The 26,814-nt window shown below is 73.2% G+C and carries 17 protein-coding genes and 1 pseudogene; 13 read left to right on the top strand and 5 right to left on the bottom strand.

What is annotated here, in order from left to right; all coding sequences use genetic code 11:
* The first annotated feature begins 21 nt into the window (after window positions 1-21).
* The 5 genes and pseudogenes from leuS to SCA03_RS36320 form a co-directional block, all read left to right on the top strand.
* Window positions 22-2,895, top strand: a complete 2,874-nt coding sequence (leuS, locus tag SCA03_RS18355) for a leucine--tRNA ligase (RefSeq protein ID WP_030891359.1) — start codon at window positions 22-24, stop codon at window positions 2,893-2,895.
* Between the two features lie 295 nt (window positions 2,896-3,190).
* Entirely contained in the window at window positions 3,191-3,979 is a 789-nt protein-coding gene (locus SCA03_RS18350) for a hypothetical protein (protein WP_037867211.1), read from the top strand.
* Between the two features lie 59 nt (window positions 3,980-4,038).
* The gene (locus SCA03_RS18345; protein ID WP_030891396.1) at window positions 4,039-4,872 is read left to right on the top strand and encodes a DegV family protein; all 834 of its coding nucleotides are present in this window, start codon (window positions 4,039-4,041) and stop codon (window positions 4,870-4,872) included.
* A 2,788-nt stretch (window positions 4,873-7,660) separates the two neighbouring features.
* Window positions 7,661-8,386 (top strand): ComEA family DNA-binding protein, encoded by a 726-nt coding sequence (locus tag SCA03_RS18340; protein WP_086818488.1) that lies wholly within the window; start codon window positions 7,661-7,663, stop codon window positions 8,384-8,386.
* A 443-nt stretch (window positions 8,387-8,829) separates the two neighbouring features.
* Window positions 8,830-11,532 (top strand): annotated as a pseudogene (locus SCA03_RS36320) (ComEC/Rec2 family competence protein); the annotation flags it as partial.
* A 310-nt stretch (window positions 11,533-11,842) separates the two neighbouring features.
* Here the strand turns inward: SCA03_RS36320 and SCA03_RS36315 are convergent.
* Window positions 11,843-12,088, bottom strand: a complete 246-nt coding sequence (locus SCA03_RS36315) for a hypothetical protein (protein WP_086818480.1) — start codon at window positions 12,086-12,088, stop codon at window positions 11,843-11,845.
* Window positions 12,089-12,141: 53 nt separating this feature from the next.
* Between SCA03_RS36315 and holA the strand changes: the two genes are divergently transcribed.
* Window positions 12,142-13,149 (top strand): DNA polymerase III subunit delta, encoded by a 1,008-nt coding sequence (gene holA, locus SCA03_RS36310; protein WP_170223843.1) that lies wholly within the window; start codon window positions 12,142-12,144, stop codon window positions 13,147-13,149.
* A 359-nt stretch (window positions 13,150-13,508) separates the two neighbouring features.
* On the opposite strand, the gene rpsT is transcribed toward holA, so the two are convergent.
* A complete protein-coding gene (gene rpsT / locus SCA03_RS18330) occupies window positions 13,509-13,775 on the bottom strand; it encodes a 30S ribosomal protein S20 (RefSeq protein WP_030891373.1) in 267 nt (88 codons plus the stop codon).
* 555 nt (window positions 13,776-14,330) lie between these two features.
* On the opposite strand from rpsT, the gene lepA reads away from it, so the two are divergent.
* Window positions 14,331-16,199 (top strand): translation elongation factor 4, encoded by a 1,869-nt coding sequence (gene lepA / locus SCA03_RS18325; protein ID WP_030891376.1) that lies wholly within the window; start codon window positions 14,331-14,333, stop codon window positions 16,197-16,199.
* 309 nt (window positions 16,200-16,508) lie between these two features.
* A complete protein-coding gene (locus tag SCA03_RS18320) occupies window positions 16,509-18,389 on the top strand; it encodes an AMP-dependent synthetase/ligase (RefSeq protein ID WP_086817561.1) in 1,881 nt (626 codons plus the stop codon).
* Window positions 18,390-18,533: 144 nt separating this feature from the next.
* On the opposite strand, the gene hemW is transcribed toward SCA03_RS18320, so the two are convergent.
* From hemW to SCA03_RS18305, 3 genes are all read right to left on the bottom strand, one after another.
* Window positions 18,534-19,760 (bottom strand): radical SAM family heme chaperone HemW, encoded by a 1,227-nt coding sequence (gene hemW / locus SCA03_RS18315; protein WP_086817564.1) that lies wholly within the window; start codon window positions 19,758-19,760, stop codon window positions 18,534-18,536.
* A 137-nt stretch (window positions 19,761-19,897) separates the two neighbouring features.
* Window positions 19,898-20,731 (bottom strand): DUF3097 domain-containing protein, encoded by an 834-nt coding sequence (locus tag SCA03_RS18310; RefSeq protein ID WP_030891385.1) that lies wholly within the window; start codon window positions 20,729-20,731, stop codon window positions 19,898-19,900.
* 12 nt (window positions 20,732-20,743) lie between these two features.
* Window positions 20,744-21,511, bottom strand: coding sequence for an MBL fold metallo-hydrolase (locus tag SCA03_RS18305; protein WP_051847206.1), 768 nt, complete (start codon window positions 21,509-21,511; stop codon window positions 20,744-20,746).
* A gap of 305 nt (window positions 21,512-21,816) precedes the next feature.
* On the opposite strand from SCA03_RS18305, the gene hrcA reads away from it, so the two are divergent.
* The 5 genes from hrcA (at window position 21,817) to SCA03_RS18280 (ending at window position 26,808) form a co-directional block, all read left to right on the top strand.
* Complete coding sequence (hrcA, locus tag SCA03_RS18300; RefSeq protein WP_030891391.1) at window positions 21,817-22,833, top strand: heat-inducible transcriptional repressor HrcA; 1,017 nt, start codon at window positions 21,817-21,819, stop codon at window positions 22,831-22,833.
* Complete coding sequence (gene dnaJ / locus SCA03_RS18295; protein ID WP_030891394.1) at window positions 22,834-23,967, top strand: molecular chaperone DnaJ; 1,134 nt, start codon at window positions 22,834-22,836, stop codon at window positions 23,965-23,967.
* A gap of 471 nt (window positions 23,968-24,438) precedes the next feature.
* A complete protein-coding gene (locus SCA03_RS18290; protein ID WP_030892679.1) occupies window positions 24,439-25,560 on the top strand; it encodes a nitronate monooxygenase in 1,122 nt (373 codons plus the stop codon).
* Window positions 25,561-25,600: 40 nt separating this feature from the next.
* Complete coding sequence (locus SCA03_RS18285) at window positions 25,601-26,338, top strand: 16S rRNA (uracil(1498)-N(3))-methyltransferase (RefSeq protein ID WP_086817341.1); 738 nt, start codon at window positions 25,601-25,603, stop codon at window positions 26,336-26,338.
* 89 nt (window positions 26,339-26,427) lie between these two features.
* Complete coding sequence (locus SCA03_RS18280) at window positions 26,428-26,808, top strand: histidine triad nucleotide-binding protein (RefSeq protein ID WP_030882177.1); 381 nt, start codon at window positions 26,428-26,430, stop codon at window positions 26,806-26,808.
* Window positions 26,809-26,814: the final 6 nt, after the last annotated feature.

The following is a 26,814-nucleotide window of genomic DNA, read 5'->3' as shown; positions in this document are numbered from 1 at the left end:
ACCGATGGAGCTTAGAGGACGATGAGCGAGACGACTCCCGCCGCCGAGACCGCGGCCCCCTATCGCTACACGGCGGCGCTGGCCGCCGACATCGAGGCACGCTGGCAGGACTTCTGGGAGAAGAACGGCACCTACGAGGCGCCGAACCCGGGCGACGGCGAACTGGGCGGCGAGCCGGCGCAGGCCGCCAAGCCCAAGAAGTTCATCATGGACATGTTCCCGTACCCCTCCGGTGCGGGCCTGCACGTCGGCCACCCGCTCGGGTACATCGCGACCGACGCCTACGCCCGCTACGCGCGTATGACCGGGCACAACGTGCTGCACACGCTGGGCTTCGACGCCTTCGGGCTGCCGGCCGAGCAGTACGCCGTCCAGACCGGGACGCACCCGCGCACCTCCACCGAGGCCAACATGGTGCAGATGCAGGCCCAGCTGCGCAGGCTGGGGCTGGGGCACGACCGGCGGCGGAGCTTCGCGACGATCGACCCCGAGTACTACCGCTGGACGCAGTGGATCTTCCTCCAGATCTTCAACTCCTGGTACGACACCGCGCAGCGCAAGGCCCGCCCCATCGAGGAGCTGGTCGAGCAGTTCGCCTCGGGTGAGCGGGAGACGCCCGAGGGCTACGGCCCCTGGGCGGAGCTGACCGAGCGTGAGCGCGCCGACGTCCTGGGCGAGTACCGGCTGGCCTACGCCTCGGACGCCCCCGTCAACTGGAGCCCGGGCCTGGGCACGGTGCTGGCCAATGAGGAGGTCACCGCCGACGGCCGCTCCGAGCGCGGCAACTTCCCCGTCTTCAAGGCGAACCTGCGGCAGTGGAACATGCGGATCACGGCCTACGCCGACCGCCTGCTGGAGGACCTGGACGGCCTGGACTGGCCCGAGGCGATCAAGCTCCAGCAGCGCAACTGGATCGGCCGCAGCGAGGGCGCCCGGATCTCCTTCCCGGTGGGCGACGAGCACATCGACGTCTTCACCACGCGCCAGGACACCCTGTTCGGCGCCACCTACATGGTGCTGGCGCCGGAGCATCCGCTGGTCGAGACGATCACGCCGCAGGCGTGGCCGGAGGGCACCCACGAGGTGTGGACCGGCGGCCACGCCACCCCGCACGAGGCCGTGGCCGCCTACCGGGCGCAGGCCGAGGCCAAGTCCGATGTCGAGCGCCAGGCGGAGGCCAAGGACAAGACCGGCGTCTTCACGGGTGCGTACGCGGTCAACCCCGTCAGCGAGGAGCGGGTCCCGGTCTTCATCGCGGACTATGTGCTGATGGGGTACGGCACCGGCGCGATCATGGCCGTTCCGGCGCACGACGAGCGGGACTTCGCCTTCGCGCGCGCCTTCGAGCTGCCGATGCGCTGCGTCGTGGAGCCCTCCGACGACCGCGGCCTGGACCCGTCCACCTGGGACGCCGCCTTCTCCTCGTACGACGCGAAGATCGTCAACTCCAGCGACCACCAGATCTCGCTGGACGGGCTGAGCGTCACCGAGGCCAAGGAGCGGGTGACCGCCTGGCTGGAGGAGCGCGGTCTGGGCGAGGGCACCGTCAACTTCCGGCTGCGGGACTGGCTGTTCAGCCGGCAGCGGTACTGGGGCGAGCCGTTCCCGATCGTGTACGACGAGGACGGCATCGCGCACCCGCTGCCCGAGTCGATGCTGCCCCTGGAACTGCCCGAGGTCGAGGACTACTCGCCCCGCACGTTCGACCCGGACGACGCGGACACCTCGCCGGAGACCCCGCTCTCCCGCAACGAGGAGTGGGTGAACGTCACCCTGGACCTCGGCGACGGCAAGGGCCCGCGCCGCTTCCGGCGCGAGACCAACACGATGCCCAACTGGGCCGGTTCGTGCTGGTACGAGCTGCGCTACCTGGACCCGCACAACGACAGCGCACTGGTCGACCCCGAGGTCGAGCGCTACTGGATGGGCCCGCGCGAGGGCATGCCGCACGGCGGTGTCGACCTGTACGTGGGCGGCCAGGAGCACGCCGTGCTGCATCTGCTGTACGCCCGGTTCTGGTCGAAGGTGCTGCACGACCTGGGGCACATCTCCTCGTCCGAGCCGTTCCACAAGCTCTACAACCAGGGCATGATCCAGGCGTACGTCTACCGCGACGCCCGGGGGATCGCCGTGCCCGCGGCCGAGGTGGAGGAGCGCGACGGCGCGTACTACTACCAGGGCGAGAAGGTCACACGGCTGCTGGGCAAGATGGGCAAGTCCCTGAAGAACGCCGTCACGCCCGACGAGATCTGTGCCGAGTTCGGCGCCGACACCCTGCGGCTGTACGAGATGGCCATGGGCCCGCTGGACGTCTCGCGCCCCTGGGACACCCGCGCCGTCGTCGGCCAGTTCCGGCTGCTCCAGCGGCTGTGGCGCAACGTCGTCGACGAGGCCACCGGTGAGGCCGCCGTCGTGGACACCGAGCCGGATGTCGAGATGCTGCGCGCCATGCACAAGGCCGTGGACGGCGTCGGCCAGGACATGGCCGCGCTGCGGTTCAACACCGCGATCGCCAAGATCACCGAGCTGAACAACCACGTCACCAAGGCCCGCGAGGTGCCGCGCCAGGTCGCCGAGACCCTGGTGCTGCTGATCGCCCCGCTGGCGCCGCACGCCGCCGAGGAGCTGTGGCGCAGGCTCGGCCACGAGGACTCGGTCGTCCACCGGGACTTCCCCGTGGCGGACCCGGCCCACCTGGTGGACGACGCCGTCACCTGCGTCGTCCAGATCAAGGGCAAGGTCCGCGCCAGGCTGGAGGTTTCGCCGTCCGTCACCGACGCCGATCTGGAGGCGGCGGCGCTGGCCGAGCCGGCCGTGCAGAAGGCGCTGGGCGGTGCGGGGATCCGCAAGGTGATCGTCCGTGCGCCGAAGCTGGTCAACATCGTTCCCGAGTGAGCGCGCCGCGGTGCCGAGCGGGTATGCCGCGTCGTCGAGTGCGCGTGCCCTGACGGTGGGCGAGCGTTCCGTGTCGCCCGGTGTCGCTGTGTGAACGGCTGTGTGAACGGCTTTGCGAGCGGGTCCGGTCCTCCTGCGGCCGGGCCCGCTCGCGTGCGCTCCCGGGCGCCGGTTCCGGCCCGCGCCGGGGCCTCCCCTACGGGGCTTCTCCGGGGTCCGACGGAACCCGCGAGCGGCCCCGCACGTTTACGCTGGACGGTAAGACGGTGTGGGGCGACGGACGGAGGAGCGTTCCGTGGAGGTGGGCATCATCATCGGCCTGGTGCTCTTCCTGGCCTTCGTGGCACTCGGCGTGGTCGTCACGGTACGCGTCGTACGCGCGGTCAAACGCGGAGTCGAACGGACGGGAGCCCAGGTCAGGCGCACCGTCGAGGAGACGACGCTGAAGGCGCGCGGGGCCCAGCCCGGCCCCGTCGGCGAAGTGGCCCGGCTGCGCAGCGAGTTGCGCGCGTCCATCGACAGCACCGGCGAGGCACTGGAGGCGGGCGCGGCGGACGACCCGGCGCTCCAGGAGGCCCTCGGCCTGCTCGACCAGCTCTTCGAACACGCCCGCCAGCTCGACCGCGAACTCCGTGCGCTCATGGAGCGCGAGCCCGACCGCGGCCGTATCGCCGCCCGGCTGCCCGAGGCGCGGGAGCGGGTACGCGCCATCAAGGAGTCGGCCGACTCGCTCCGTTTCGCCGCCCAGGACAGAGCACGGCAGTTCGACGCCGAAGGGCTCGACGCCCTCCGCGCCCAGATCGACATCGAGTCCGCCGCCCTGCGGCACTGGACGAGCGGCACGGACCCCCTGGCGGACCCCGCGCCGCCGCGCCCCTCGGCCTCGGCCTCGGAACCCTCCGCCTCCCGCCCCGCGGGCCCGGGCCAGGGCGAGCCTGCCGCCGCGCCTCCGCCGCAGCCCGAACTCGGCCCCTCCCGCCCGTACTTCGACGATCTGCCCGGGACCGGGCCGGCGGGACCCGCCGCCGAGCCGGCCCCGGAGTCGCCCCGGTTCGGCAAGCGACGTCCGCGGAGCGCCTCCTGAACAGCACCGCCCCACCGTTCGACCCCGGCCCCGCCCGGAACGACGGCGCCCAGGGCCGTATCGCGGTCGTCACCGACTCCACCGCCTACCTTCCACCCGCCGCGCTCCGGCGCCACGGCATCGAGGCCGTGCCGCTGACGGTCGTGCTCGGCGACGAGGCGCTGGAGGAGGGTAGCGAGATCTCCGCGCGCTCCCTGGAGGCCGCCCTGCGGGAGCGCCGCGCCGTCACCACCTCACGGCCCGGGCCGGAGATGTTCGCGCGCGCCTACCGGGCAGCGGCCGACGCCGGGGCGTCCGGCATCGTCTCGCTGCACCTGTCGGCGGAGTTCTCCGGCACGTACGACGCCGCGCTGGTGGCCGCCGGGCGGTCGCCCGTGCCCGTGCGCGTGGTGGACACCGGCGTCGTCGCCATGGCGCTCGGGTTCTGCGCGCTGGCCGCCGCCGAGGTCGCCGAGGCGGGCGGCTCGCTGGAGGAGGCCGTGGCGGCGGCGCGGAAGCGCGCCGAGGGCACCTCGGCCGTCTTCTGTGTGGACACCCTCGACTACCTGCGCAGAGGCGGCCGTATCGGCGCGGCCCAGGCCCTGCTCGGCTCGGCGCTCGCGGTGAAACCGCTGCTCGAACTCGCCGACGGCCGGATCGCGTTGCTGGAGAAGGTCAGGACCGCCTCCAGAGCCAGGGCGCGGCTGGAGGAGATCGTGCTGGAGCGGGCCGGTACGGGGCCCGTGGACATCGCGGTACACCATCTCGCCGCCGCCGAGCAGGCCGACCGTCTCGCCGAGAACTTCCGGAAGAACGTGCCCGGGCTACGGGAACTGCACGTCACCGAGGTCGGCGCGGTCATCGGCGCGCACACCGGGCCGGGGCTGCTGGGGGCCGTGCTGTCGCTCGGGTGAAGGGCTGCTCCGTCACTCGGCCGGGTGGCCGAGTTGTCCACAACTCCCGGGTTTTCCACGGTAATCGACCAAGATCCCTGCGGTGAGGCGGCCGTACCTACCGTCGGTCGGCATGAGCTACGGATCTGGGACGCGGGATGCGTCAGGGGCACGTGACGGGGTCGGGACGGAGCGGGAGCTTCTGAGGCGCGCGGACGCCGCCGGTGGTGTGCCGGGGGCGGACGGGGCGGCGCCTCCCGCGCGTGACGGGGGCGGCCGCAGCGGGGCCGGAGGGACGCCTTCCGGCGGTGCAGGGCCGGGCGGTGCGGGGCCGAGCGGTACCGGGCCGGGCGGCGCGACGTCCCAGGATCCGCCGAGGGCGCGGCCCTGGCCGGTCGTGTATCCCGAACCGTTCCCCGACCGGGTCCGGAACCCCCAGAAGTATGCGGAGCCCGGGGCTCTTCCGTTTCCGGGGGCCGGAGCCCGTGCACCGGCCGACGCCGTGGGGAGCCCGGCTGCTGGGGAGCGCCCCGGCGGGGAGCACGGTTTCGCGCCAGGGCAGCAGCACGCGGGGCCGGATGGGCCCGAGCGGCACGAGGTTCACGAGGACTTCGGGGAGCGCGGGGGCGCGGGATCTTCCCGAGGGGCGGCTGCGGGGCGGACCGTCATGGCGTCGGGGCAGGCGTTCTGGCCACGGGCGACGGTGCAGCCCCCGGGGCTGCGGCCAACCGAGCCTCCGGGACCCGGCTTCGGAGGCGTGGCCCCGGCGGCCGGGGAGGGCGCGCGCCCCACGGGTGCCGCGCTGCTGACCGACGCCGGTGGGACGGGCCCGGCAGGCCAGGCCGGTGTGGCGGGCCCGCCACGTCTGCCGAACTCGGCCGTGCCGGAAGGGGCTTCGCGGGGGCGCGGTGAGGACACGACGCCCGTTGCCGGGATGCCGGCGATCGGGGTCTCGCTGCCGTCGCCGTCGGACGGCACGCAGGACTCCACTGCGGGCCCTGACGGCGCCGTCACCGGGGCTCGGCCGGGACGCCGTCCGCACCGCCGCCGCCCTCCGGGCAAGCCGCCCGCACACCCCGGGCCGGGCCGTGGCGCACACCGCGCGGAGCGGCGCAGGAGGCGTATGACCGGGCGGGGCCGCCATGGCGCCCGGCCGGGCACCGAAGCACCCGCGCAGTCCAGGTCCGCACGAGCGGAGGCGCTCCTCGCGGGCCCGGAGCCCCGGGTCCTGCCGCGGGCCGAGGCCATCGCGGAGGCCCGCGCGGCGGTGCGGCAGAGCAAGGAGCGCCGCGCGGCGAGCGGTCAGCAGCCGTCGCGGGCGTCCTCCGACGGATCGCGGGAACTGCCGGACGATCGGAACGGAAGGTGGCCGGGCGTCGGCCCGGCGGCACGAATCGGTGGCGCCCCGCAGCGTCCGGACGGCAGTGAACGTACGCAGAGCGTCCGGGAGTTGGCCGGGTCCGGCTGGGCGCCGCAGGGGCAGGACTCGGCATGGCCCGAGCGGACCGAGGCGGGCCGGACGGAGTCGGACTGGACAGACCCGGGCCGGGCAGAGCTGGGCCGGAGCGAGCCGGGCCGGACGGAGCGTGAGCGGGCCGGGTACGAGGGTGCGGGGCTCGACGACCGCTCGTCGACGGGGCGGGGCCGGGCGCGGGCCGGGCACCGGGAGCACAGCCGGTCGGGGTACGACCGGGCCCGGTACGGGCAAGCGGAACCCGATCGGGAGCCGGCGCAACACGGCTCGGCGCGGCCCCAAGACAGGGCAGGGCAGGGTTGGGCCCGGCCCGAGCGGACGGAGCCCGGCCGCCGGTCGACTGGACGCGGTCCGGCGTGGGACGAGCGGCCGGAGTCGGGCGCGACGGAGCACGGCTGGGGCCGACCCGAACGGACGGCCCCGGTCCGGGAGTCGGCAGGGGAGGGCCCGGCGCGGCCTGAGCGTCGGGTGCCGGGTCGGGTGGGGCGCGGCGATGGCGCTGAGCGTGAGCGGGCGGAGTCGGGTTCGGAGGTGTCGGGGCCCGGTGGGCTGTGGCCCGAGCGGCGAGCGTCCGGCTGGGCGGGGGATGACGGTCGTGCTGAGCGCGCGTGGGCGGAGCCCGGACGGGAGTTGACGAGGTTCGGCCCGTCGCGGCAGCAGCACCAGCAGCCACAGCAGCGAGGTCCTGCGGAGGGCAACCGGATGCGTCATGCGTCGGCGCAGCAGGGCTGGGCCCGGTACAGGCCGATGCAGGCGGATCCGGTCCGGCACACGGATGGCGCGGGTCGAGCGGGAGCGGGTGGCCGGGGCGGAGTGGAGGCGGGCAGCTCCGGTGCAGTTGCCCGTGGGCGGGTGTACCGACGGGGCGACGGCGACGAGTTGACCGCTACTGAGGTCGGGCAGGGGCGGCAGAAGGCGGCCGGAGCCGGCGCTTACCGCGATTACGGCGAGTACCGCGGCAGTGGAGAGATCCCGGGACGAGCCGAGGGCGCCAAGTTCCGGACGGGCCACGCCAATTACCGCGCGGGCGGCATTGAACACCGGACGGGTGACGGCAAGTACCGGACGGATGACGTCGAGCACCGGACGGGAGATGTCGTGCACCCGGTGGAGGGGGTTGGCGGGCGGACGGAGGGCGGTGCGGGCCGGGCGGAGGATGCCGCGGGGTGGAGGGGCGATGACGAGCAACGGACGGGTGGCGTCGAGCACCTGGCAGAGGGGGTCGCGGGGCGGGCGGAGGGCATCGAGGGCCCGGTGGAGGGGGCCGAGAGGCGGGTGGTTGCGGAGGGGCGGGGTCGGGAGGCGGGACGGCTCACGCTTCGGGAACGGGTCGCGTTGGCCCTGGGGGAGCGCGTTCCGACGTGGCTGCGGCTGCGCTGCGGAGTGGAACCCCGCACCCTTCTCGCCCTGGCAGTGGTGCTGCTCGTGGCGCTGGGCTTCGCGGTGTACCACTTCTGGACAGGTCGGCCCGAGAGCGTGACGGCCCCCGCGGCGCACGGCCCCGGCCGCGATGCTGCTCCTTCGGCTCCGTCCGGATCCTTCGGGCCTGGTCCCGGCCCGAGCGGCGCTCCCGGGGCGGGTGGGCCCGGCGGCAAGCGGCTGGTCGTCGACATCGCGGGCAAGGTGCGCGAACCGGGGGTGCACCGGCTTCCGTCCGGTGCCCGGGTGGCGGACGCGCTGGAGGCCGCCGGTGGGCTGCGCCCCGGCGCGGACCCGGATGGGCTCAACAGGGCACGCCTGCTGGTCGACGGCGAACAGATCGTGGTGGGCGAGAAGGGCAAGGGAGGCGGGTCGTCGGCAGGCGCAGCGAGCCCCGCGCCCCCGGCCGGGCCCGCCGGGGGCGGTTCGGCCGGGGCGGCGGGCGCGGGCGGGATGGTCAGCCTGAATTCCGCCACCGCCGAACAGCTGGAGAAGCTGCCGGGGGTCGGGCCCGTGCTGGCCCAGCACATCGTCGACTACCGGACGGAGCACGGCGGTTTCCGGTCCGTCGAGCAGTTGCAGGAGGTCAACGGCATCGGCGACAAGCGGTTCGCCGACCTCAAGTCGCAGGTGTCCCCATGACTCCGCCGCGCCGCCACCGCACCGGTGACGGACACCCGGCCCGGGCCGCCCGCCCCGGACCCCCGCCACCTCCTCGTCCCGACGGCTCCTCCCGTCGTCCCGATGCCTCCGTCGCACCGTTCGCCGACGGTGTGCCAGGTGACGTGCCCGCCACCGGTGACTCCCCTGACGGCGTGCCGTTCGGCACAGACTCCTCGACGCCTCCTGGCGGCCCGCAGGCTCGGAAGGCAGGGCAGGTTCTCCCGCCCCGCGCGCCGCGCGATAGCGAAGCCGAAGGGACGCCCCGGGCCCGGGCCCGGACGCGGCCTCCGTCGACTCGGCTCGCGGGAGCGGTACCGCGCTCGCACGCCCGCGCGGTTCCGCGCGGGGGAAGGCACTGGGCTCCTCCGAGAGCACCCAGCGGGTCCAGGGGATCGAGGGGACGCGGGGACACCGGCGCGCCCCTGCTGCGGGGCGGTCCGGCGGAGGGCACGGACCTCCGGCTCGTGCTTCCTGCCCTCGCGGCGTGGGCCGCGGCGGCCCTGGGGCTGGGCGTGTCCGGCGCGGTGGCCGCCGGGGGAGCGGTTCTGTGCTGCCTCGGAACCGTGGCGCTGCTGGCGGCGGCAGCAACTGCACGCCGGGGGACGGGCGATGGCGCCTCGCCCACAGGTTGGCGGGAACACCGTCCTGCGACCGCGCGCGTACACGACGGCACACCCACCGGCTCCCGGCCGCGCGGGACGCGCCCTCTCCGCACTCCGGCAGCGCTGGTGGGGGCCGCGGCGCTGTTGTGTGCGGCGGTGGCGGGCGGCAACGCCGCGCTGCACGCGGCGGATCTGCGCCGGGGCCCCGTGCCCGAATCGGCGCGGAAGCACGCCGAGTTGGACCTTGAGGTCACCGTCACCGGAGACCCGAGGGCGCTGCGCCCCAAGGTGCGTGGGGCGCGGCAGTCGCAGGGGCTGATCCTGGTGCGGGCGGACGCGGTGGCCGTGCACCGGCCCGACGGCGGGCGGGAGGCGGTACGGACGCCCGTCCTGCTGTTCGTCCAGGCCGGAAAGCCGGAGCGGAACGCCACGGACGGCGCGTCCCGGGCCGGGCCCGACGCCGCACAGCAGTGGAAGCGGCTGTTGCCCTCGACGCGGTTGCGGGTCTCGGGGAGAGCCGCGCCCCCGGCGCCCGGCAGGGCCGGCGGCCGTGATGTCGCGGCGGTGCTGCGCGTCGGCCCCGGTGCGCCGAGAATCACCGCCGGGCCCGACACCCTGCAACGGGCGGCCGGAGAGCTGCGTGCGGGGCTGCGCCGGGCGACCGAGGGGCTGGACACGGATGCGCGCGGTCTGCTCCCCGGCCTCGTGGTCGGCGACACCTCACGACTGCGGCCGGAGCTGGAGGCGGCGTTCCGGACGACGGACATGACGCATCTTCTGGCTGTCAGCGGGAGCAACCTCTCGATTCTGTTGGTCCTGCTCCTCGGTCCGCCCGGACTCGCCCACCGGGTCGAGCGGCGCGGACTGGCGGCCGGGCTCGGCATTCCGCTGCGCGCGACGGCGGTGACGGGCGCGCTGCTCACGCTGGGCTTCGTCGTCGTGTGCCGCCCGGAACCGAGCGTGCTGCGGGCCGCCGCCTGCGGGTTGATCACCATCGCGGCGATCGCGACCGGACGCAGACGCTCGCTGCTGCCCGCCCTGGCCGCGGCCGTGCTGCTGCTGGTGCTCTTCGACCCGTGGCTGGCGCGGGACTTCGGGTTCCTGCTGTCCGTGCTGGCGACCGCGTCGCTGCTGGTGGTGGCCCCACGGTGGAGCGACGCGCTGCGGCGCAGAGGCTGGCCCGCGCGGGTGGCGGAGGCGGTGGCCGCAGCGGCGGCGGCACAGGCGGCGTGTGCTCCGGTGGTCGCGGTGCTGGCGGCGCACGTGAGCCTGGTCGCCGTGCCGTGCAATCTGCTCGCCGAGTTCGCCGTGGCCCCCGCGACGGTCCTGGGCTTCGGCGCGCTGGTGCTGGCGGTTCCGGCGCTGCCCCTGGCGAAGGCATTGGCATGGGTGGCCGGTTGGCCGACCGGGGCGATCGCCGCCATCGCGCGGACGGGTGCCGCTCTGCCGGGGGCGGAGCTGGGCTGGCCAGGTTCCTGGTGGGGCGCGCTGGCGCTGGCGGTGGGAATCGGGCTGGCCGTGGTGGCGGCCCGCCGCTTCCGGGTGCCGCACCGCCCCTGGCTGTGTGCCGCGCTGGGGCTGCTGTTGTGTCTGGCGCTGCTCAGGCCGGTGCCGTTGGTGCGCCCGCTGACCGGCTGGCCGCCGCCGGGCTGGCGCATGGTGGCCTGCGATGTCGGGCAGGGCGACGCACTGGTGCTCGCGGTGGACGGTGCGCGCGGCGGCGGGGGCGGGGCCGTGGTGGTCGATGCGGGGCCGGAGCCCGCCGCGGTCGATCGGTGTCTGCGGGAACTGGGCGTCCGGAAGGTGCCGTTGGCGGTGCTCACCCACTTCCACGCCGATCATGTGGCGGGCCTGCCGGGGTTGTTGCGTGGGCGGCGGGTCGGGGCGATCCAGGTCACGGCGCGGGCCGAGCCGCCGGGTCAGGCCGCGTTCGTCCGCAGGACGGCCGGGCAGGCGGGGGTGCCGCTCGTGCCGGCGGCGGTGGGGGAGCGCCGTCGGGCGGGAGACCTGTCCTGGCAGGTGCTCTGGCCACCGTCCCCAGCGGAACCGTCCGCTCCGGGCACCGAGGGCACGGCGAGCGGCGAAACGGCGGGGGACGGTGAGACGAGCGAGGGAGCCGTCGGTGACGCGGCCATAAGGGGCGGAGCCGTGCACGCCGGAGCCCCCAGCGACGGGTCGGTGGCTCAGGGCGAGGAAGGGGGTGGTGCGAACGATGCCAGTATCACGCTGCTTGTACGTACCGGCGGGCTCACCCTCTTCCTTCCGGGCGACCTCGAACCGGAGGCACAGCAGGGCCTGTTGGCGCTGTGGCCCGGTCTGAAGCGGGTGGACGTGCTGAAGGTCGCACATCATGGATCGCGGTACCAGGACGGAGAGTTGCAGCGCCGTCTGCATCCCCGGATCGCATTCGTCTCCGCCGGCAGCGACAACCCGTACGGGCATCCGGCGCCGGAGACGGTGCACCGGCTCCAGGCGTCCGGCGCGCTGGTGGCCCGCACCGACCGGCACGGTGCGCTGGCCCTGGTGGCCCGGCCCCACGCCGCTCCCACGGTCGTGACGGAGCGGGGCAGTCCACGGGGCGGCGCGGACGACGGTCCCGCGGGCCCGCCCGCGCCACCCGGCGCTGCCCGGCCGGAGCGGGCCGGGAGGCGCGGTGGGCGGTGGTTCCGACGGGGCGGCCGGACGGCGCAGGCGAGGGGCGCCGGGGACGGGAACGGAGGCGGCGGGAGACCCGGGCTCCGCCGGGGGTCACGGGGCGCCGCGGTCGGCGGCGGGCGCCGGGTGGGCGCAGCCGGTGCGGGGGCGGGCCGGGAGGGAGGACGGCCGGGCCCGGTCAGTCGCGTTCGAGCCAGCCCTCGTGCTCGGTGGCGAGGTCGTCGAGCACCTTCGTGTCGTAGGTGCCGTCGGGGTCCTCCAGGACGACCAGCCACTGGGCGTCCTCCGCGTCGTCCTCGCCCGCGAGCGCCTCACGGACGAGCTGCGGCTCCTCACCGAGGGCGAGCCGCAGTTCCAACTCCTCGGCGACCTCCTCGGCCGCGTCCCTGTCGGGCAGCACCAGCACATGCCGTACGTCGCTCACCACGGCATTCTCTCAGTGCCGCACAGCGGGCGTGCGGGTGGTGTCGGCGCGGCATGGGATGCTGTGGGGCGATGGCTGGCACGCGTAAGAAGACCTCGGACGACCCGCTCGCGCCCCTGACTCTCGTGGTCGGGCAGGAGGAACTGCTCATCGAACGCGCCGTACGGCGGGTGATCGACGCGGCGCGCGCGGCGGACGCGGACACCGATGTCCGGGATCTGGCGTCCGGCGAGCTCCAGCCGGGCACGCTGGCGGAGCTGACCAGCCCTTCGCTGTTCGCGGAGCGGAAGGTCGTGGTGGTCCGCGCGGCGCAGGACCTGGCGGCGGACACGGTCAAGGACGTCAAGGCGTATCTGGCCGCGCCGGCCGAGGAGATCACACTCGTCCTGGTGCACGCGGGCGGCAACAAGGGCAAGGGCCTGCTGGACGCCGCACGCAAGGCGGGGGCGCGCGAGGTCGAGTGCCCGAAGATGACCAAGCCGGCGGACCGACTGGCCTTCGTGCGCGGCGAGTTCCGTACGCTCGGCCGCTCGGCGACGCCGGAGGCGTGCCAGGCCCTGGTGGACGCCATCGGCAGCGATCTGCGTGAGCTGGCCTCCGCGTGCACGCAGCTCACGGCGGACGTGGAGGGGACGATCGACGAGGCCGTCGTCGGCCGCTACTACACGGGCCGGGCGGAGGCGTCGAGCTTCACCGTGGCCGACCGCGCCGTCGAGGGGCGGGCGGCCGAGGCGCTGGAGACGCTCCGCTGGGCCGTGTCGACGGGTGTGGCGCCGGTGCTGATCACCAGCGCGCTCGCCCAGGGCGTCCGGGCGATCGGCAAGCTGGCCGGTGCACCCCGCGGGGCGCGCCCCGGTGATCTCGCGCGGGAGCTCGGTATGCCGCCCTGGAAGATCGACAGAGTGCGGCAGCAGATGCGCGGCTGGACGCCGGACGGGGTGGCGGTGGCGCTGCGTGCGGTGGCCGATGCGGACGCGGCCGTGAAGGGCGGCGGAAGCGATCCGGAGTACGCCCTGGAGAAGGCGGTCGTCACGATCGCCCGGGCGGCCCGTTCCCGCTGATCGCTGACCGTCGCGGCGGCCGTCCCGCTCCGGGTGTGCGGCCTGTCCGGGTTCCGGTGTACGGCCTGAGCCTCACCCGGTGTCGAGGCGTCCGCACTCTCCGTGAGTAGCGGGTGCCGTGTGTGCCGGAAGGGGGCCGGATATGCCGAAGCCCCGCGCTCGCTCCTGGGGAAGCGGAGCGAGGCGGGGCTCGGTTCGTGCTGGGTGCGCCGCACCCGCGTGGCGAACGCAGGCCGCGTGCGGCGCGCTGTCTCGGGTGCCCGGTGGCCCGGCCGGTCAGGGGCGGGGAGTCCGGGCGGCGGCTTCGGCGTCAGCGGAGGTGAGAGGGCCTGCTGTGCTGCCGGAGCCGGTGAGCGGAGTCAGCCCTTGAGGGAGGCGACGTGCTTGGCCAGCGCGGACTTCTTGTTGGCCGCGTTGTTCTTGTGCAGGACGCCCTTGCTGACGGCCTTGTCCAGCTTCTGGATCGCGACGCGCTGGGCCTCGCCGGCCTTGGTGGAGTCACCGGCGGCCACGGCCTCGCGGGTGCGACGGATCGCGGTCTTCAGCTCGGACTTGACCGCCTTGTTGCGCTGGCGGGCCTTCTCGTTGGTCCGGATCCGCTTGATCTGGGACTTGATGTTCGCCACGAATGAGCCTTTGCGGTTCGGGGTTTTCCGTCATGAGTGCCATCAGGCACAGTCGTCCAGGCTACCAGCAGGCTCTTCGGGCCTCCCAATCCGGTCGGTGCCCCCGGCTCATGGGACGATGGGGGCACGGTACGGCCGTGGAGGGCGCCCGCGTCGGCGTCCACGGCCGGTGGCCGTGCCGGCTCCGTCAGCTCCGTCGGTCCCGTGGGATCCGTCGGCGGGGTCCGGTGCGCACCCGTCGTCCCTCGTCGACGTGCCGGAGGCCGAGGGCGTCCGGGGCGGTGTGCGCCGGAACAGCCGGGGACGGGCGTACGGGACAGCGGACGACCGGACGGCCGTGCACCGGAACGGACAACTGAAGAACGGACGCGAGACAACTGAAGACCGAAGACAACTGAAGACGATCGAAGAGACACAGAACAGAAGCGGTACGGAAGCAGTACCGACAGACAGAAGGCGGACGGGGAAGACGGCGACGCTCCGGGCATCGAGGATCCGGACGTCGGGAGAGCTGTCCGCCGCCAGACCCGACAGGCCATACCGACAGGACACTGCGTGCCCGCGACCCCAACGAACGCGCCGGAGCCGAGCCGTACCGACCCGGCGCAGATCCGTAACTTCTGCATCATCGCGCACATCGACCACGGCAAGTCCACGCTTGCCGACCGGATGCTCCAGCTGACCGGCGTCGTGGACAAGCGGCAGATGCGCGCGCAGTACCTCGACCGCATGGACATCGAGCGTGAGCGCGGCATCACGATCAAGTCCCAGGCGGTGCGCATGCCCTGGGCGCCGTCGGAGGACGCGGGGACCCCGCACATCCTCAACATGATCGACACCCCGGGGCACGTGGACTTCACCTACGAGGTCTCCCGGTCCCTGGCGGCCTGTGAGGGCTGCATCCTGCTCGTCGACGCGGCGCAGGGCATCGAGGCGCAGACCCTCGCCAACCTCTATCTGGCGATGGAGCACGACCTCGCGATCATCCCCGTGCTCAACAAGATCGACCTTCCGGCCGCGCAGCCGGACAAGTTCGCCGCCGAGCTGGCGCATCTGATCGGCTGCGACGTCGAGGACGTGCTCAAGGTCTCCGCCAAGACGGGCGAGGGCGTGGAGGCGCTGCTGGACGAGGTCGTCCGGCAGGTGCCGGAGCCGGTCGGCGAGGCGGACTCCCCGGCCCGCGCGATGATCTTCGACTCGGTCTACGACGCCTACCGGGGCGTGGTCACCTATGTGAAGGTCGTCGACGGCCAGCTCAACAAGCGCGAGCGCATCCGCATGATGTCGACGGGCGCCACGCACGAGCTGCTGGAGATCGGCACGAACTCGCCGGAGATGGTCCCGGCGGACGGCCTCGGCGTGGGCGAGGTCGGCTATCTGATCACCGGCGTGAAGGACGTGCGCCAGTCCAAGGTCGGTGACACGGTCACCCAGCAGACCGGCGGCGCCGAGGACCCGCTGCCCGGCTACAAGGACCCCAAGCCCATGGTCTTCTCCGGGCTGTATCCGCTGGACGGCTCGGACTATCCGCTGCTGCGTGACGCGCTGGACAAGCTGCTGCTGAACGACGCGGCGCTCACCTACGAGCCCGAGACGTCCGCCGCGCTCGGCTTCGGCTTCCGGGTGGGCTTCCTCGGGCTGCTGCACCTGGAGGTCATCCGGGAGCGGCTGGAGCGGGAGTTCGGGCTCGACCTGATCGCCACGGCGCCGAACGTCATCTACCGGGTGGACATGGAGGACGGCTCCGAGCACCTGGTCACCAACCCGAGCGAGTTCCCCACAGGCAAGATCGCCACGGTGCACGAGCCGGTGGTGCGCGCGACGCTGATCGCGCCCAGCGAGTTCATCGGCGCCATCATGGAGCTGTGCCAGTCCCGCCGCGGCAGCCTCCAGGGCATGGACTACCTCTCGGAGGACCGCGTCGAGCTGCGCTACACGCTGCCGCTCGCGGAGATCGTCTTCGACTTCTTCGACGCGCTGAAGTCCAAGACGCGCGGCTACGCCTCGCTCGACTACGAGCCGACGGGGGAGCAGGCGGCCGACCTGGTCAAGGTCGACATCCTGTTGCAGGGCGACAAGGTGGACGCCTTCTCGGCGATCGTCCACAAGGACAAGGCGTACTCGTACGGCACGCGCATGGCCAACAAGCTGCGCGAGCTGATTCCGCGGCAGCAGTTCGAGGTGCCCATCCAGGCGGCCGTCGGCGCCCGGATCATCGCGCGGGAGACCATCCGCGCCATCCGCAAGGACGTCCTGGCCAAGTGCTACGGCGGTGACATCTCGCGGAAGCGGAAGCTGCTGGAGAAGCAGAAGGAAGGCAAGCGGCGGATGAAGGTCGTGGGGCGCGTGGAGGTGCCCCAGGAGGCGTTCATCGCCGCGCTGTCCTCCGACGACGGCGGTGGCGACGCGAAGTCCAAGAAGTAGCCCGGCGAGGCCCGTCCCGGGGCGAACCGGAACGGGCCCGCCGGATGCGGGAGCGGACGGGCCACGGGCCTCGCGGTAACCGGCCGCAGCCCCCTTACGTAAGGGGACTGCGGCCTCTAGTCTGATCACTGCTCAGTAGTTACTCGTGAGTCAATAAACTGCCCGGGCACACCTGAGCGGGTGCGCGAGCGGGCACACACGGGCACCGGCCGGCAGCCGAACCCGGCCGGGCGCACCGCAGCGGACACGAGAGCACTTCAGCAGGACACAGCACGAGTCAGACGCAGGACGCGGGCCCCGGAGGACGTCGTGAGCGACCCAGAATCCCTGATCAAGAACCTGCCGCCCTCCGTGGCGACGGTCTTCCTGGAGAGAGTCGAGGCGACTCCGGACGCCGAGGCCTACCGCTATCCGGTGCCGAGCGCCTCCGGCGAGGGCCCCGACGAGTGGCGCTCGTACTCCTGGCGCGAGGCGGCCGACCGGGTGTTCGCGCTCGCCGCCGGGCTCATGGAGCTGGGCGTCCGGCCCGAGGAGCGGGTGGCGATCGCCTCCGGAACGCGGATCGAGTGGATCCTGGCCGACCTGGCCATCCTGTGCGCCGGCGCGGCGACGACCACGGTCTACCCCAGCACCAACTCCGAGGAGACGGGCTTCATCCTGGGCGACTCGGACAGCCGTGTGCTGTTCGCCGAGGACACCGCCCAGCTGGACAAGGTGCGCGAGCACCGCGCCGAGCTGCCCGACCTCGCACACGTCGTCCTGCTGGACGGGGACGTGCCCGACGGCGAGGACGACTGGGTGCTCTCCTTCGCCGAGCTGGAGCGCCGGGGCGCCGCCCACCTGGCCGAGCACCCGGAGGCCGTGCGCGAGGCGGTCGCCGGGCTGCGCTCCGCCGACCTGGCCACGCTCATCTACACCTCCGGGACCACCGGGCGCCCCAAGGGGGTCCGGCTGCGGCAGGAAGCCTGGTCCTACATGGCCAAGGCCGTACCGGCGAGCGGGCTGCTGGAGTCGGACGACGTGCAGTATCTCTGGCTGCCGCTCGCACACGTCTTCGGCAAGATGCTCATCTCCGTGCACATCGAGTCCGCGCACGTCCTGGCCGTCGACGGGCGCGTCGACAAGATCATCGAGAATCTGCCGGTCGTCCGGCCGACCAAGATGTGCGCGGTCCCGCGGATCTTCGAGAAGGTCTACAACGGCGTCGCGCAGCGGGCCAGGGACGGCGGGCCCGCCAAGTACAAGATCTTCCAGTGGGCCGCCGAGGTGGCCCGCGAGTACGCCAGGACCTCCCAGGACAACCAGCGCCGCACCGGCGAGGCCACCGTGCCGGCCGGGCTGCGGGTCAAGCACGCCGTCGCCGACCGGCTCGTCTACGGCAAGCTGCGGGAAGCCTTCGGCGGCCGGATGCTCGGCTGCGTCTCCGGCTCGGCCGCGCTCGCGCCCGACCTGGGCCTGTTCTTCGCCGGAGCGGGCATCCCCGTGCTGGAGGGCTACGGGCTCACCGAGTCCGCCGCTGCCAGCTTCTGCAACCGGCGGGACACCTTCCGCACCGGCACGGTCGGCCAGCCGTTCCTCGGCACCGAGGTGCGCATCGCGGAGGACGGCGAGGTCCTGCTGCGCGGCCCCGGCATCATGGAGGGCTACCACGGCCTGCCCGACAAGACGGCCGAGGTCCTGGAAGAGGACGGCTGGTTCCACACCGGCGACATCGGCGAGCTGTCCGACGACGGCTTTCTGAAGATCACCGACCGGAAGAAGGACCTGATCAAGACCTCCGGCGGCAAGTACATCGCGCCCGCCGAGGTCGAGGGCCGGTTCAAGGCGCTGTGCCCCTACGTCTCCAACATCCTGGTGCACGGCGCCGACCGGAACTACTGCACGGCGCTGATCGCGCTGGACGAGGCGGCGATCCTGGGCTGGGCCGCCGACCAGGAGGAACTCAAGGGCAAGCCGTACACCGAGGTCGTCGGCTCGGACGAGGTGCGCAGACTCGTCGACGGCTACGTCGAGGACCTGAACGCCGGGCTCCAGCGCTGGCAGACGATCAAGAAGTTCCGCATCCTGCCCCGCGATCTGGACATCGAGCACGGTGAGCTGACCCCCAGCCTCAAGCTCAAGCGGCCCGTCGTGGAACGGGAGTTCGCCGATCTGATCGAGGAGATGTACACGGGGGCGCGGGAGCGCTGACCGCGCGCCGGCAGCTGTCCTGAACGGCCCCGGCCGACCGCCGGGACCGTTCAGGAAGCGGCCCGGGGGACGCGGCGACCGGCACGGGACGCGAGGTGCCGGGCGGAAGGCGGCGCCTGCTCGGCCGCCGAGGGGCGCTCGGGGTCAGTCGACCAGGTCCCGGACGACCGCGTCCGCCAGCAACCGCCCGCGCAGCGTGAGAACCGCGCGCCCCTCGGCGTACGGCCCCGGCTCCAACAGGCCGTCGTCGCACGCCTGTTGGGCCGCCTTCCGGCCCGCCGGGGCCAGCAGCTCCAGCGGGCAGCCCCGGGCGAGCCGCAACTCCAGCAGGATGCGCTCCACCCGACGGTCCTCGGCGCCGAGCACCTCGCGGCCCGCGCCGGGAGACCGGCCCTCGGCCAGCGCCCGCGCGTAGGCGGCCGGATGCTTCACGTTCCACCAGCGCACCCCGCCCACATGGCTGTGCGCGCCGGGCCCCGCGCCCCACCAGTCCGCGCCCGTCCAGTACAGCTCGTTGTGCCGGCAGCGGGCCGCCGCGTCGTCGGCCGCCGCCCAGTTGGAGACCTCGTACCAGCGCATACCGGCCGCCGACAGCCGCTCCTCGGCGATCAGATAGCGGTCGGCGTGCGCGTCGTCGTCCGTCATCGGGACCTCGCCGCGGCGGATCCGGCGGGCCAGCCGTGTGCCGTCCTCGACGATGAGCGCATACGCCGAGATGTGATCCGGCCCGGCCGCCAGGGCCGCGTCCAGCGAGGCCCGCCAGTCCTCGTCGGTCTCGCCGGGGGTGCCGTAGATCAGATCCAGATTGATGTGCGCGAACCCGGCCCGCCGGGCCTCGGCGACGCACTCCTCGGGCCGTCCGGGGGTGTGGGTGCGCTCCAGGACGCGCAGTACGTGCTGCCGTGCGCTCTGCATCCCGAAGGAGACCCGGTTGAACCCGGCCTCGCGCAGCTCCCCCAGATACGCCGGATCGACCGACTCCGGATTGGCCTCCGTCGTCACCTCGGCGCCCTCGGCGAAACCGAACTCCTCGCCCAGGGCGCGCAGCATCCTGGCGAGATCGGCGGCCGGCAGCAGGGTCGGTGTGCCGCCGCCGACGAACACCGTCTCCACCCGCCGCGGATCGTCCCCCAGCACCTTGCGCGCCAGCCGGATCTCCTCCACGACCTGGTCCGCGTAGCTCTCCCGGGAGGCGCCGCCGCCCAACTCGGAGGCCGTGTAGGTGTTGAAGTCGCAGTACCCGCAGCGCGTGGCGCAGTACGGGACGTGCAGATAGAAACCGAGGGGGCGCGCGGCGGTGTCGTGCAGTGCGTGGGCGGGCAGCGAGCCGTCTGCGGGCACCGGCTCGCCGTCGGGAAGTGCGGAGGGCATGCTCTCCATTGCACCACCTGACGGCCGGCCGGCGTCGTGCGCACCGTCACAGGGCCCGGCCACACCGCGTGCCCAGGTGAGAACTCCGGCAGGTCACCGGGCGGCAGACCGGGGACGGGGCTCTCGGACGCCGCCGGTCACGCCGCCGGGGCCGTGACGAAGTCGATCAGCTCTTCCACGCGGCCCAGCAGGGCCGGCTCCAGATCCCGGTAGGTGCTCACACGGCCGAGCAGCTGCTTCCAGGCCGCCCCCGTGTTCTGCGGCCAGCCCAGCTCACGGCAGACACCGGTCTTCCAGTCCTGGCCGTGCGGGATGCGCGGCCAGGCGGCGATCCCGGCGGAGGAGGGCTTCACGGCCTCCCAGATGTCGATGTAGGGATGGCCGACGACCAGCACGTGCTCGCCCGTGACCTGCTCGGCGATGCGGGACTCCTTCGAGCCGGCCACCAGATGGTCGACGAGCACGCCGAGCCGGGCGTCCGGGCCGGGCGAGAACGCCTCGACGATGGCCGGCAGATCGTCCACGCCCTCCAGGTACTCCACGACGACGCCCTCGATCCGCAGATCGTCGCCCCAGACCTTCTCGACCAGCTCGGCGTCGTGCCGCCCCTCGACGTAGATGCGGCCCGCCCGGGCGACGCGGGCCCGTGCTCCGGGGACGGCGATCGAGCCGGAGGCGGTCAGCCGGGGCCCGGCCGGGCGGTCCGGCCGCGCCGTCGGGCGCACCAGCGTGACCGTCCTGCCCTCCAGCAGGAAGCCGCGGGGCGCCAGGGGGAAGACCCGGTGCTTGCCGAAGCGGTCCTCCAGCGTGACCGTCGGCCCCTCGGCCGTCTTCTCGCAGCGCACCACGGCCCCGCAGAACCCGGTCGTGACCTCCTCCACCACCAGATCGGTCTCGGCCGGCACCTCGGGGACGGCCTTCTTCCGCTTCCACGGAGGAGTCAGGTCGGGATTGTCGTAGCGGTTGCGCATGGCGTCATTCTGCTACGGGCGGAAGGGCGGCCCGTCGGGGCCGGTCTCGAACCTCCGGGCGAGCACGTCACGTTGGGCGCGGACGAACGCGGCATCCACCAGGGCGCCGTGCCCCGGCACATAGACGGCGTCCTCGCCGCCGAGCGCGAGCAGCCGGTCCAGCGCCTGCGGCCAGTTCGCACCGTGCGCGTCGGGCCCGGCCTGCGGATCGCCCGACTCCTCGACCAGATCGCCGCAGAAGACGACGTCGGGAGAGCCCGGCACCAGAACAGCCAGGTCGTGCGCGGTGTGCCCCGGGCCGACATTGACCAGGACGACCTCCCGGCCGCCCAGCGCCAGCGCCATCTCCCCGGTGACGAGGTGGTGCGGCCGCACGAGCACATCCGCCGCCTCGGCGGCCTCGTCCTCCAGCAGGCCGTGCGCGACGGCGTCGTCCCGGATCGACTCGGCGCCCCGCGTGAGGAGTTCGTCGACGCCGACGGCCCCGTACACCTGTGCCCCGGCGAAGGCGGCGGCGCCCAGGACGTGGTCGAAGTGCGGATGGGTCAGTGCGATACGCGTCACGCGGCGCCCGAGCAGTGCCTGCACGTCGGCGCGGATCTCGGCGCCCTCCCGCAGCGAGGCGCCGGTGTCGATGACCAGCGCTCCCTCGTCGCCGCTCACGGCGCCCACGGTGGCGTCCCACTCCGGCAGCCGGCGGCGCAGCACCCCCGGTGCCACCCGCTCCCAGCGCCCGGTGCCGTCCCGGCGGTGCCGGGCCTCTTCCCCATGTGCCTGCATAGGACGACGCTAACGGTGCGGGGCCGCGGGAACACGGCGAAGGCGGCGCGGAGGAGGCGGAGGAGGCGTCCGGGTGCCGACGGGCGGCCCCGGACGAGATTCCGGGCGGTCCCGGGAGAGCCGCCCGGCGTCGTGACCGTGCGCTCCCGGGAGGGGGCGCGCGGTACGGTCGGATTCTGCTCGATCAGGCGGCCCTTGCCCTGGCCGTGGTGACCGGCCGTACACTGGCACAGGGGTGCTGGCACTCAGAAGTGGAGAGTGCCAGCGGACGGGACTCCAGCAACAGGCCGGACGGGAGGTGTGCCATGCTCAGCGAGCGTCGACTTGAAGTGCTCCGCGCCATCGTCCAGGACTACGTCGGCACGGAGGAGCCCGTCGGCTCGAAGGCCCTCACCGAGCGGCACAACCTGAAGGTGTCGCCCGCCACGGTCCGCAACGACATGGCGGTACTGGAGGACGAGGGCTTCATCGCGCAGCCGCACACCAGCGCGGGCCGGATCCCCACCGACAAGGGGTACCGCCTGTTCGTCGACAAGCTGGCCGGCGTCAAGCCGCTGTCCTCACCGGAGCGCCGCGCCATCCAGAACTTCCTCGACGGCGCCGTCGACCTCGACGACGTCGTCGGCCGCACCGTCCGGCTGCTCGCGCAGCTCACCCGGCAGGTCGCCGTGGTGCAGTACCCGTCGCTCACGCGGTCGACGGTGCGCCACGTCGAGCTGCTGGCGCTGGCGCCCGCGCGGCTGATGCTCGTCCTGATCACGGACACGGGCCGGGTCGAACAGCGGGTGATCGACTGCCCCTCGCCGATCGGTGAGACCGTCCTGGCGGATCTGCGGGCGCGGCTCAACAGCCGTGTCGTCTCCCAGCGGTTCACCGAGGTCCCGTCCCTGGTGCAGGACCTGCCCGAGGCGTTCGACACGGACGACCGCGGCACCATTTCCACCGTCCTCGCGACCCTCCTGGAGACGCTCGCGGAGGAGACCGAGGAACGGCTCATGATCGGCGGCACCGCGAACCTCACCCGGTTCGGGCACGACTTCCCGCTCACCATCCGCCCGGTGCTGGAGGCACTGGAGGAGCAGGTGGTGCTGCTGAAGCTGCTCGGCGAGGCCGGGGACTCGGACATGACCGTCCGGATCGGGCACGAGAACGCTCACGAGGGGCTCAGTTCCACGTCGGTCGTCTCGGTCGGCTACGGTTCGGGCGACGAAGCGGTCGCCAAACTCGGCGTGGTCGGACCGACCCGCATGGACTACCCCGGAACGATGGGAGCTGTACGCGCAGTGGCACGGTACGTCGGACAGATCCTGGCGGAGTCATAAGTGGCGACGGACTACTACGCGGTCCTCGGCGTACAGCGTGACGCCTCGCAGGACGAGATCAAGAAGGCATTCCGCAGGCTCGCCCGCGAGCTGCATCCGGACGTCAATCCGGACCCGAAGACGCAGGAGCGGTTCAAGGAGATCAACACCGCCTACGAGGTGCTCTCCGACCCGCAGAAGAAGCAGGTCTACGACCTGGGCGGGGACCCGGCCTCCGGCGCTTCCGGCGGCGGCCCCGGCGGCTTCGGCGCCGGCTTCGGCAACTTCAGCGACATCATGGACGCCTTCTTCGGCACGGCTTCGCAGCGCGGCCCGCGCTCGCGCACCCGCCGCGGCCAGGACGCCATGATCAGGCTGGACATCGACCTCGAAGAGGCCGCGTTCGGCACCACCAAGGACATCCAGGTCGACACCGCCGTCGTCTGCAACACCTGCAACGGCGAGGGCGCGGCCCCCGGCACCTCGGCGCAGACCTGTGACATGTGCCGTGGCCGGGGCGAGGTCTCCCAGGTCACCCGCTCCTTCCTGGGGCAGGTCATGACGTCGCGCCCCTGCCCGCAGTGCCAGGGCTTCGGCACGGTCGTCCCCACGCCCTGCCCGGAGTGCGCCGGCGACGGCCGGATCCGCTCGCGCCGCAGCCTGACGGTGAAGATCCCGGCCGGTGTCGACAACGGCACCCGGATCCAGCTGGCCGGCGAGGGCGAGGTCGGCCCCGGCGGCGGCCCCGCGGGCGACCTCTACGTGGAGATCCACGAGAACCCGCACTCCGTCTTCCAGCGCCGCGGCGACGATCTGCACTGCACGGTCACCATCCCGATGACGGCCGCGGCGCTCGGCACGAAGGTGCCGCTGGAGACCCTCGACGGCACCGAAGAGGTCGACATCCGGCCCGGCACCCAGTCCGGCCAGTCGATCCCGCTGCACGAGCACGGCGTCACACACCTGCGCGGCGGCGGCCGTGGACAGCTCATCGTCCACGTCGAGGTGACCACACCCACCAAGCTGGAACCCGAAGAAGAGGAACTGCTCCGCCGCCTGGCCACACTGCGCGGCGAGGAACGGCCCCAGGGGCAGTTCCAGCCGGGACAGCAGGGGCTGTTCTCGCGGCTGAAGGACGCGTTCAACGGGAGATGAGGGGGCGGGGGCTGAGGGGGGAGGTCCCGGGGGAAGCTGGGGGGATTGGGGGGTTGGTGGGGGTTTGTCGGGTTTGGGGGTGCGGGTTCCGGAGTGGGCCCACCCATCAAGGAGCCGCGCCCACCACCCGCCACCCCCTGACCTGCAAAAAACCCTACCCCCGCCCCCAGCCACCCCTCCGCCCCCGACGTCCGCACCCCCTCGCTGAGCCTCCCCCGCACCCCAAACCCCCGAAAGGGATGAGAATCCCGGGCAGGTCAGGCAACGTCGGCAGCTCAGCCAACGCCGGGCCGATCAGGCAGCACCGGGCAGCTCAGCCAACGCCGAAAAGGTCAGCCAACATCGGGCAGCTCAGCCAACACCGAAAGCTCAGCCAACGCCGGGAACGCCCGCCAACACCCCCCGGCAGGACCCGAAGCCCGCCTGAAGGTCCGACCCGAGGGCCATGGGTCCCCGTGACAGGATGAGCGCATGGTGGCTGCGTCCGTCTCGTCCGTTCTGCCGCGCGCGTTCAGCGAGTTGGTGGAGCATCCTGTGCTTCAGGCGCCGATGGCCGGTGGTGTGTCCGGTCCGGATTTGGCGGCTGCCGTGAGTGAGGCCGGCGGGTTGGGGTGTCTGGCCGCGGGTTACAAGACGCCGGAGGCCATGTACGAGGAGATCCGGCAGGTGCGGCGGCTGACGGCCCGGCCGTTCGGTGTGAATGTGTTTCTGCCGCAGCGTTCCGCTGTCGATGCGGCGGTGGTGGAGGCGTACCGGGAGCAGTTGGCGGATGAGGCCCGCTGGTACGGCGTGGAGTTGGGGGATGCGGGCGGCGGTACGGATGACGCCTATGACGGCAAGCTGGCGATCCTGTTCGAGGATCCGGTGCCTGTCGTCTCTTTTCATTTCGGTTGTCCTTCGCCGCGGGTGCTGGAACGCCTGGCGCGGTTGGGCACGTTCACGATCGTGACGGCGACGACGGTCGCGGAGGCGCGGGACGTGCAGGCGGCGGGGGCGCACGCGGTGTGTGTGCAGGGCGTGGAGGCGGGCGGTCATCAGGGTTCGCACCGGGACGATGTGCGGGCGGATGCGCCGGGGTCCGGGGTGGGTCTGCTGACGTTGGTGACGCAGGTGAAGGAGGCGGTCCGGTTGCCGATCGTGGCGGCGGGCGGGCTGATGCGGGGTGGGCAGATCGCGGCGGTGCTGGCGGCGGGGGCGTCGGCGGCGCAGTTGGGTACGGCGTTCCTGGCAACGCCGGAGTCGGGCGCTCATGTGCTGCACAAGCGCGCGTTGACGGATCCGCTGTTCACACACACCGAGTTGACGCGTGCTTTTTCGGGGCGGCCGGCGCGTGGTCTGGTCAATCGTTTCGTGCGGGAGCACGGGCCGTATGCACCGGCTGCCTATCCGCAGGTGCACCATGTGACGTCGGGTCTGCGGAAGGCGGCGGCGCGCGCGGGTGAGGCGCAGGGTATGGCTCTGTGGGCGGGGCAGGGGCACCGGCTGGCGCGGGAGCTTCCGGCGGCGCGGCTGGTGGAGGTGCTGGTGGCGGAGTTGTCGGTGGCCCGTGAGGGCATGGCGCAGCGTGGCGGTGCCGGGGAGGGACGGGCATGAGTGAGGGCGGGCCCCGTGGGGGCGCGGAGAGGAGACGGTTGTGACGGCACCGGTGTTTCTGGCGGACGCGGCTCTGTTGCGGACCGGCACGGTGGTCCTGGACGGGCCGGAGGGCCGCCATGCGGTGTCGGTGCGCCGGCTGGGCCCGGGTGAGGAGGTCGTGCTCACGGACGGCGCGGGTACCGGCGCGTTCGGCAGTGTGGTGGCGGCGCACGGCAAGGACCGGCTGGAGGTGGAGGTCGCCGAGGTCCGTACGGAGCCGGAGCCGGGTGTGCGGGTGACGGTCGTGCAGGCGCTGCCGAAGGGCGACCGGGGTGAGCTGGCCGTGGAGATGATGACGGAGACGGGCGTGGACGCAGTCGTGCCGTGGCAGGCGGCGCGGGCGATCACCAGGTGGAAGGCCGAGCGGGGGGAGAAGGCGCTGGCCAAGTGGCGTGCGACGGCCCGGGAGGCGGGCAAGCAGGCGCGCAGGCTGCGTTTTCCGCGGGTGTCGGAGCCGGCTTCGGGCAAGGAGGTGGCGGCGCTGCTGGCCGGTGCGGATTTCGCCGGGGTGCTGCACGAGGAGGGGAGCGAGCCGCTGGCGACGGCGCAACTGCCCGCCGAGGGCAGTGTGGTGCTGGTCGTGGGTCCTGAAGGGGGCGTCTCGCCCGAGGAGTTGGCGCTGTTCGAGGAGGCGGGTGCGCGGCCGTACCGGCTGGGTCCGAGTGTGCTGCGGACGTCGACGGCGGGGACGGCGGCCCTGTCGGTGCTGCTGGCCCGTTCGGGCCGCTGGGGCTGAGCGGCGCTGCCGAGGGGCCGGGGCTGCCGGGCCGCCGGCCGGCTGCCGGGCCGTGGGGGAGTCCGGGCGCGGGAGGTAGCATCCGCACCATGGCTGGAGAACCCCAGGCTGACTGCCTGTTCTGCAAGATCGTCGCGGGTGAGGTGCCCGCGACCGTGGTCCGGGAGACGGACACCACGGTCGCGTTCCGGGACATCAACCCGCAGGCGCCCACCCATGTGCTCGTGATCCCGAAGGCGCACTACCCGGATGCGGCCTCGCTGGCCGCGGGGTCGCCCGAGATCCTCGCCGATGTGCTGCGTGAGGCGGGCGAGGTCGCGGCCATGGAGAAGATCGCCCCGGAGGACGGCGGCGGTCCCGGTACGGGCTACCGGGTGGTGTTCAACACCGGTTCGGGCGCGGGCCAGACCGTTTTCCACACGCACGCGCACGTGCTGGGCGGGCGCGGCCTCGAATGGCCCCCCGGGTGACGGGAG

The organism is Streptomyces cacaoi (assembly GCF_006539165.1).
GTDB classification, from domain to species: domain Bacteria; phylum Actinomycetota; class Actinomycetes; order Streptomycetales; family Streptomycetaceae; genus Streptomyces; species Streptomyces cacaoi.
The sequence above is the reverse complement of the archived record's forward strand: the minus strand, read 5'-3'. Positions and strand labels throughout refer to the sequence as shown.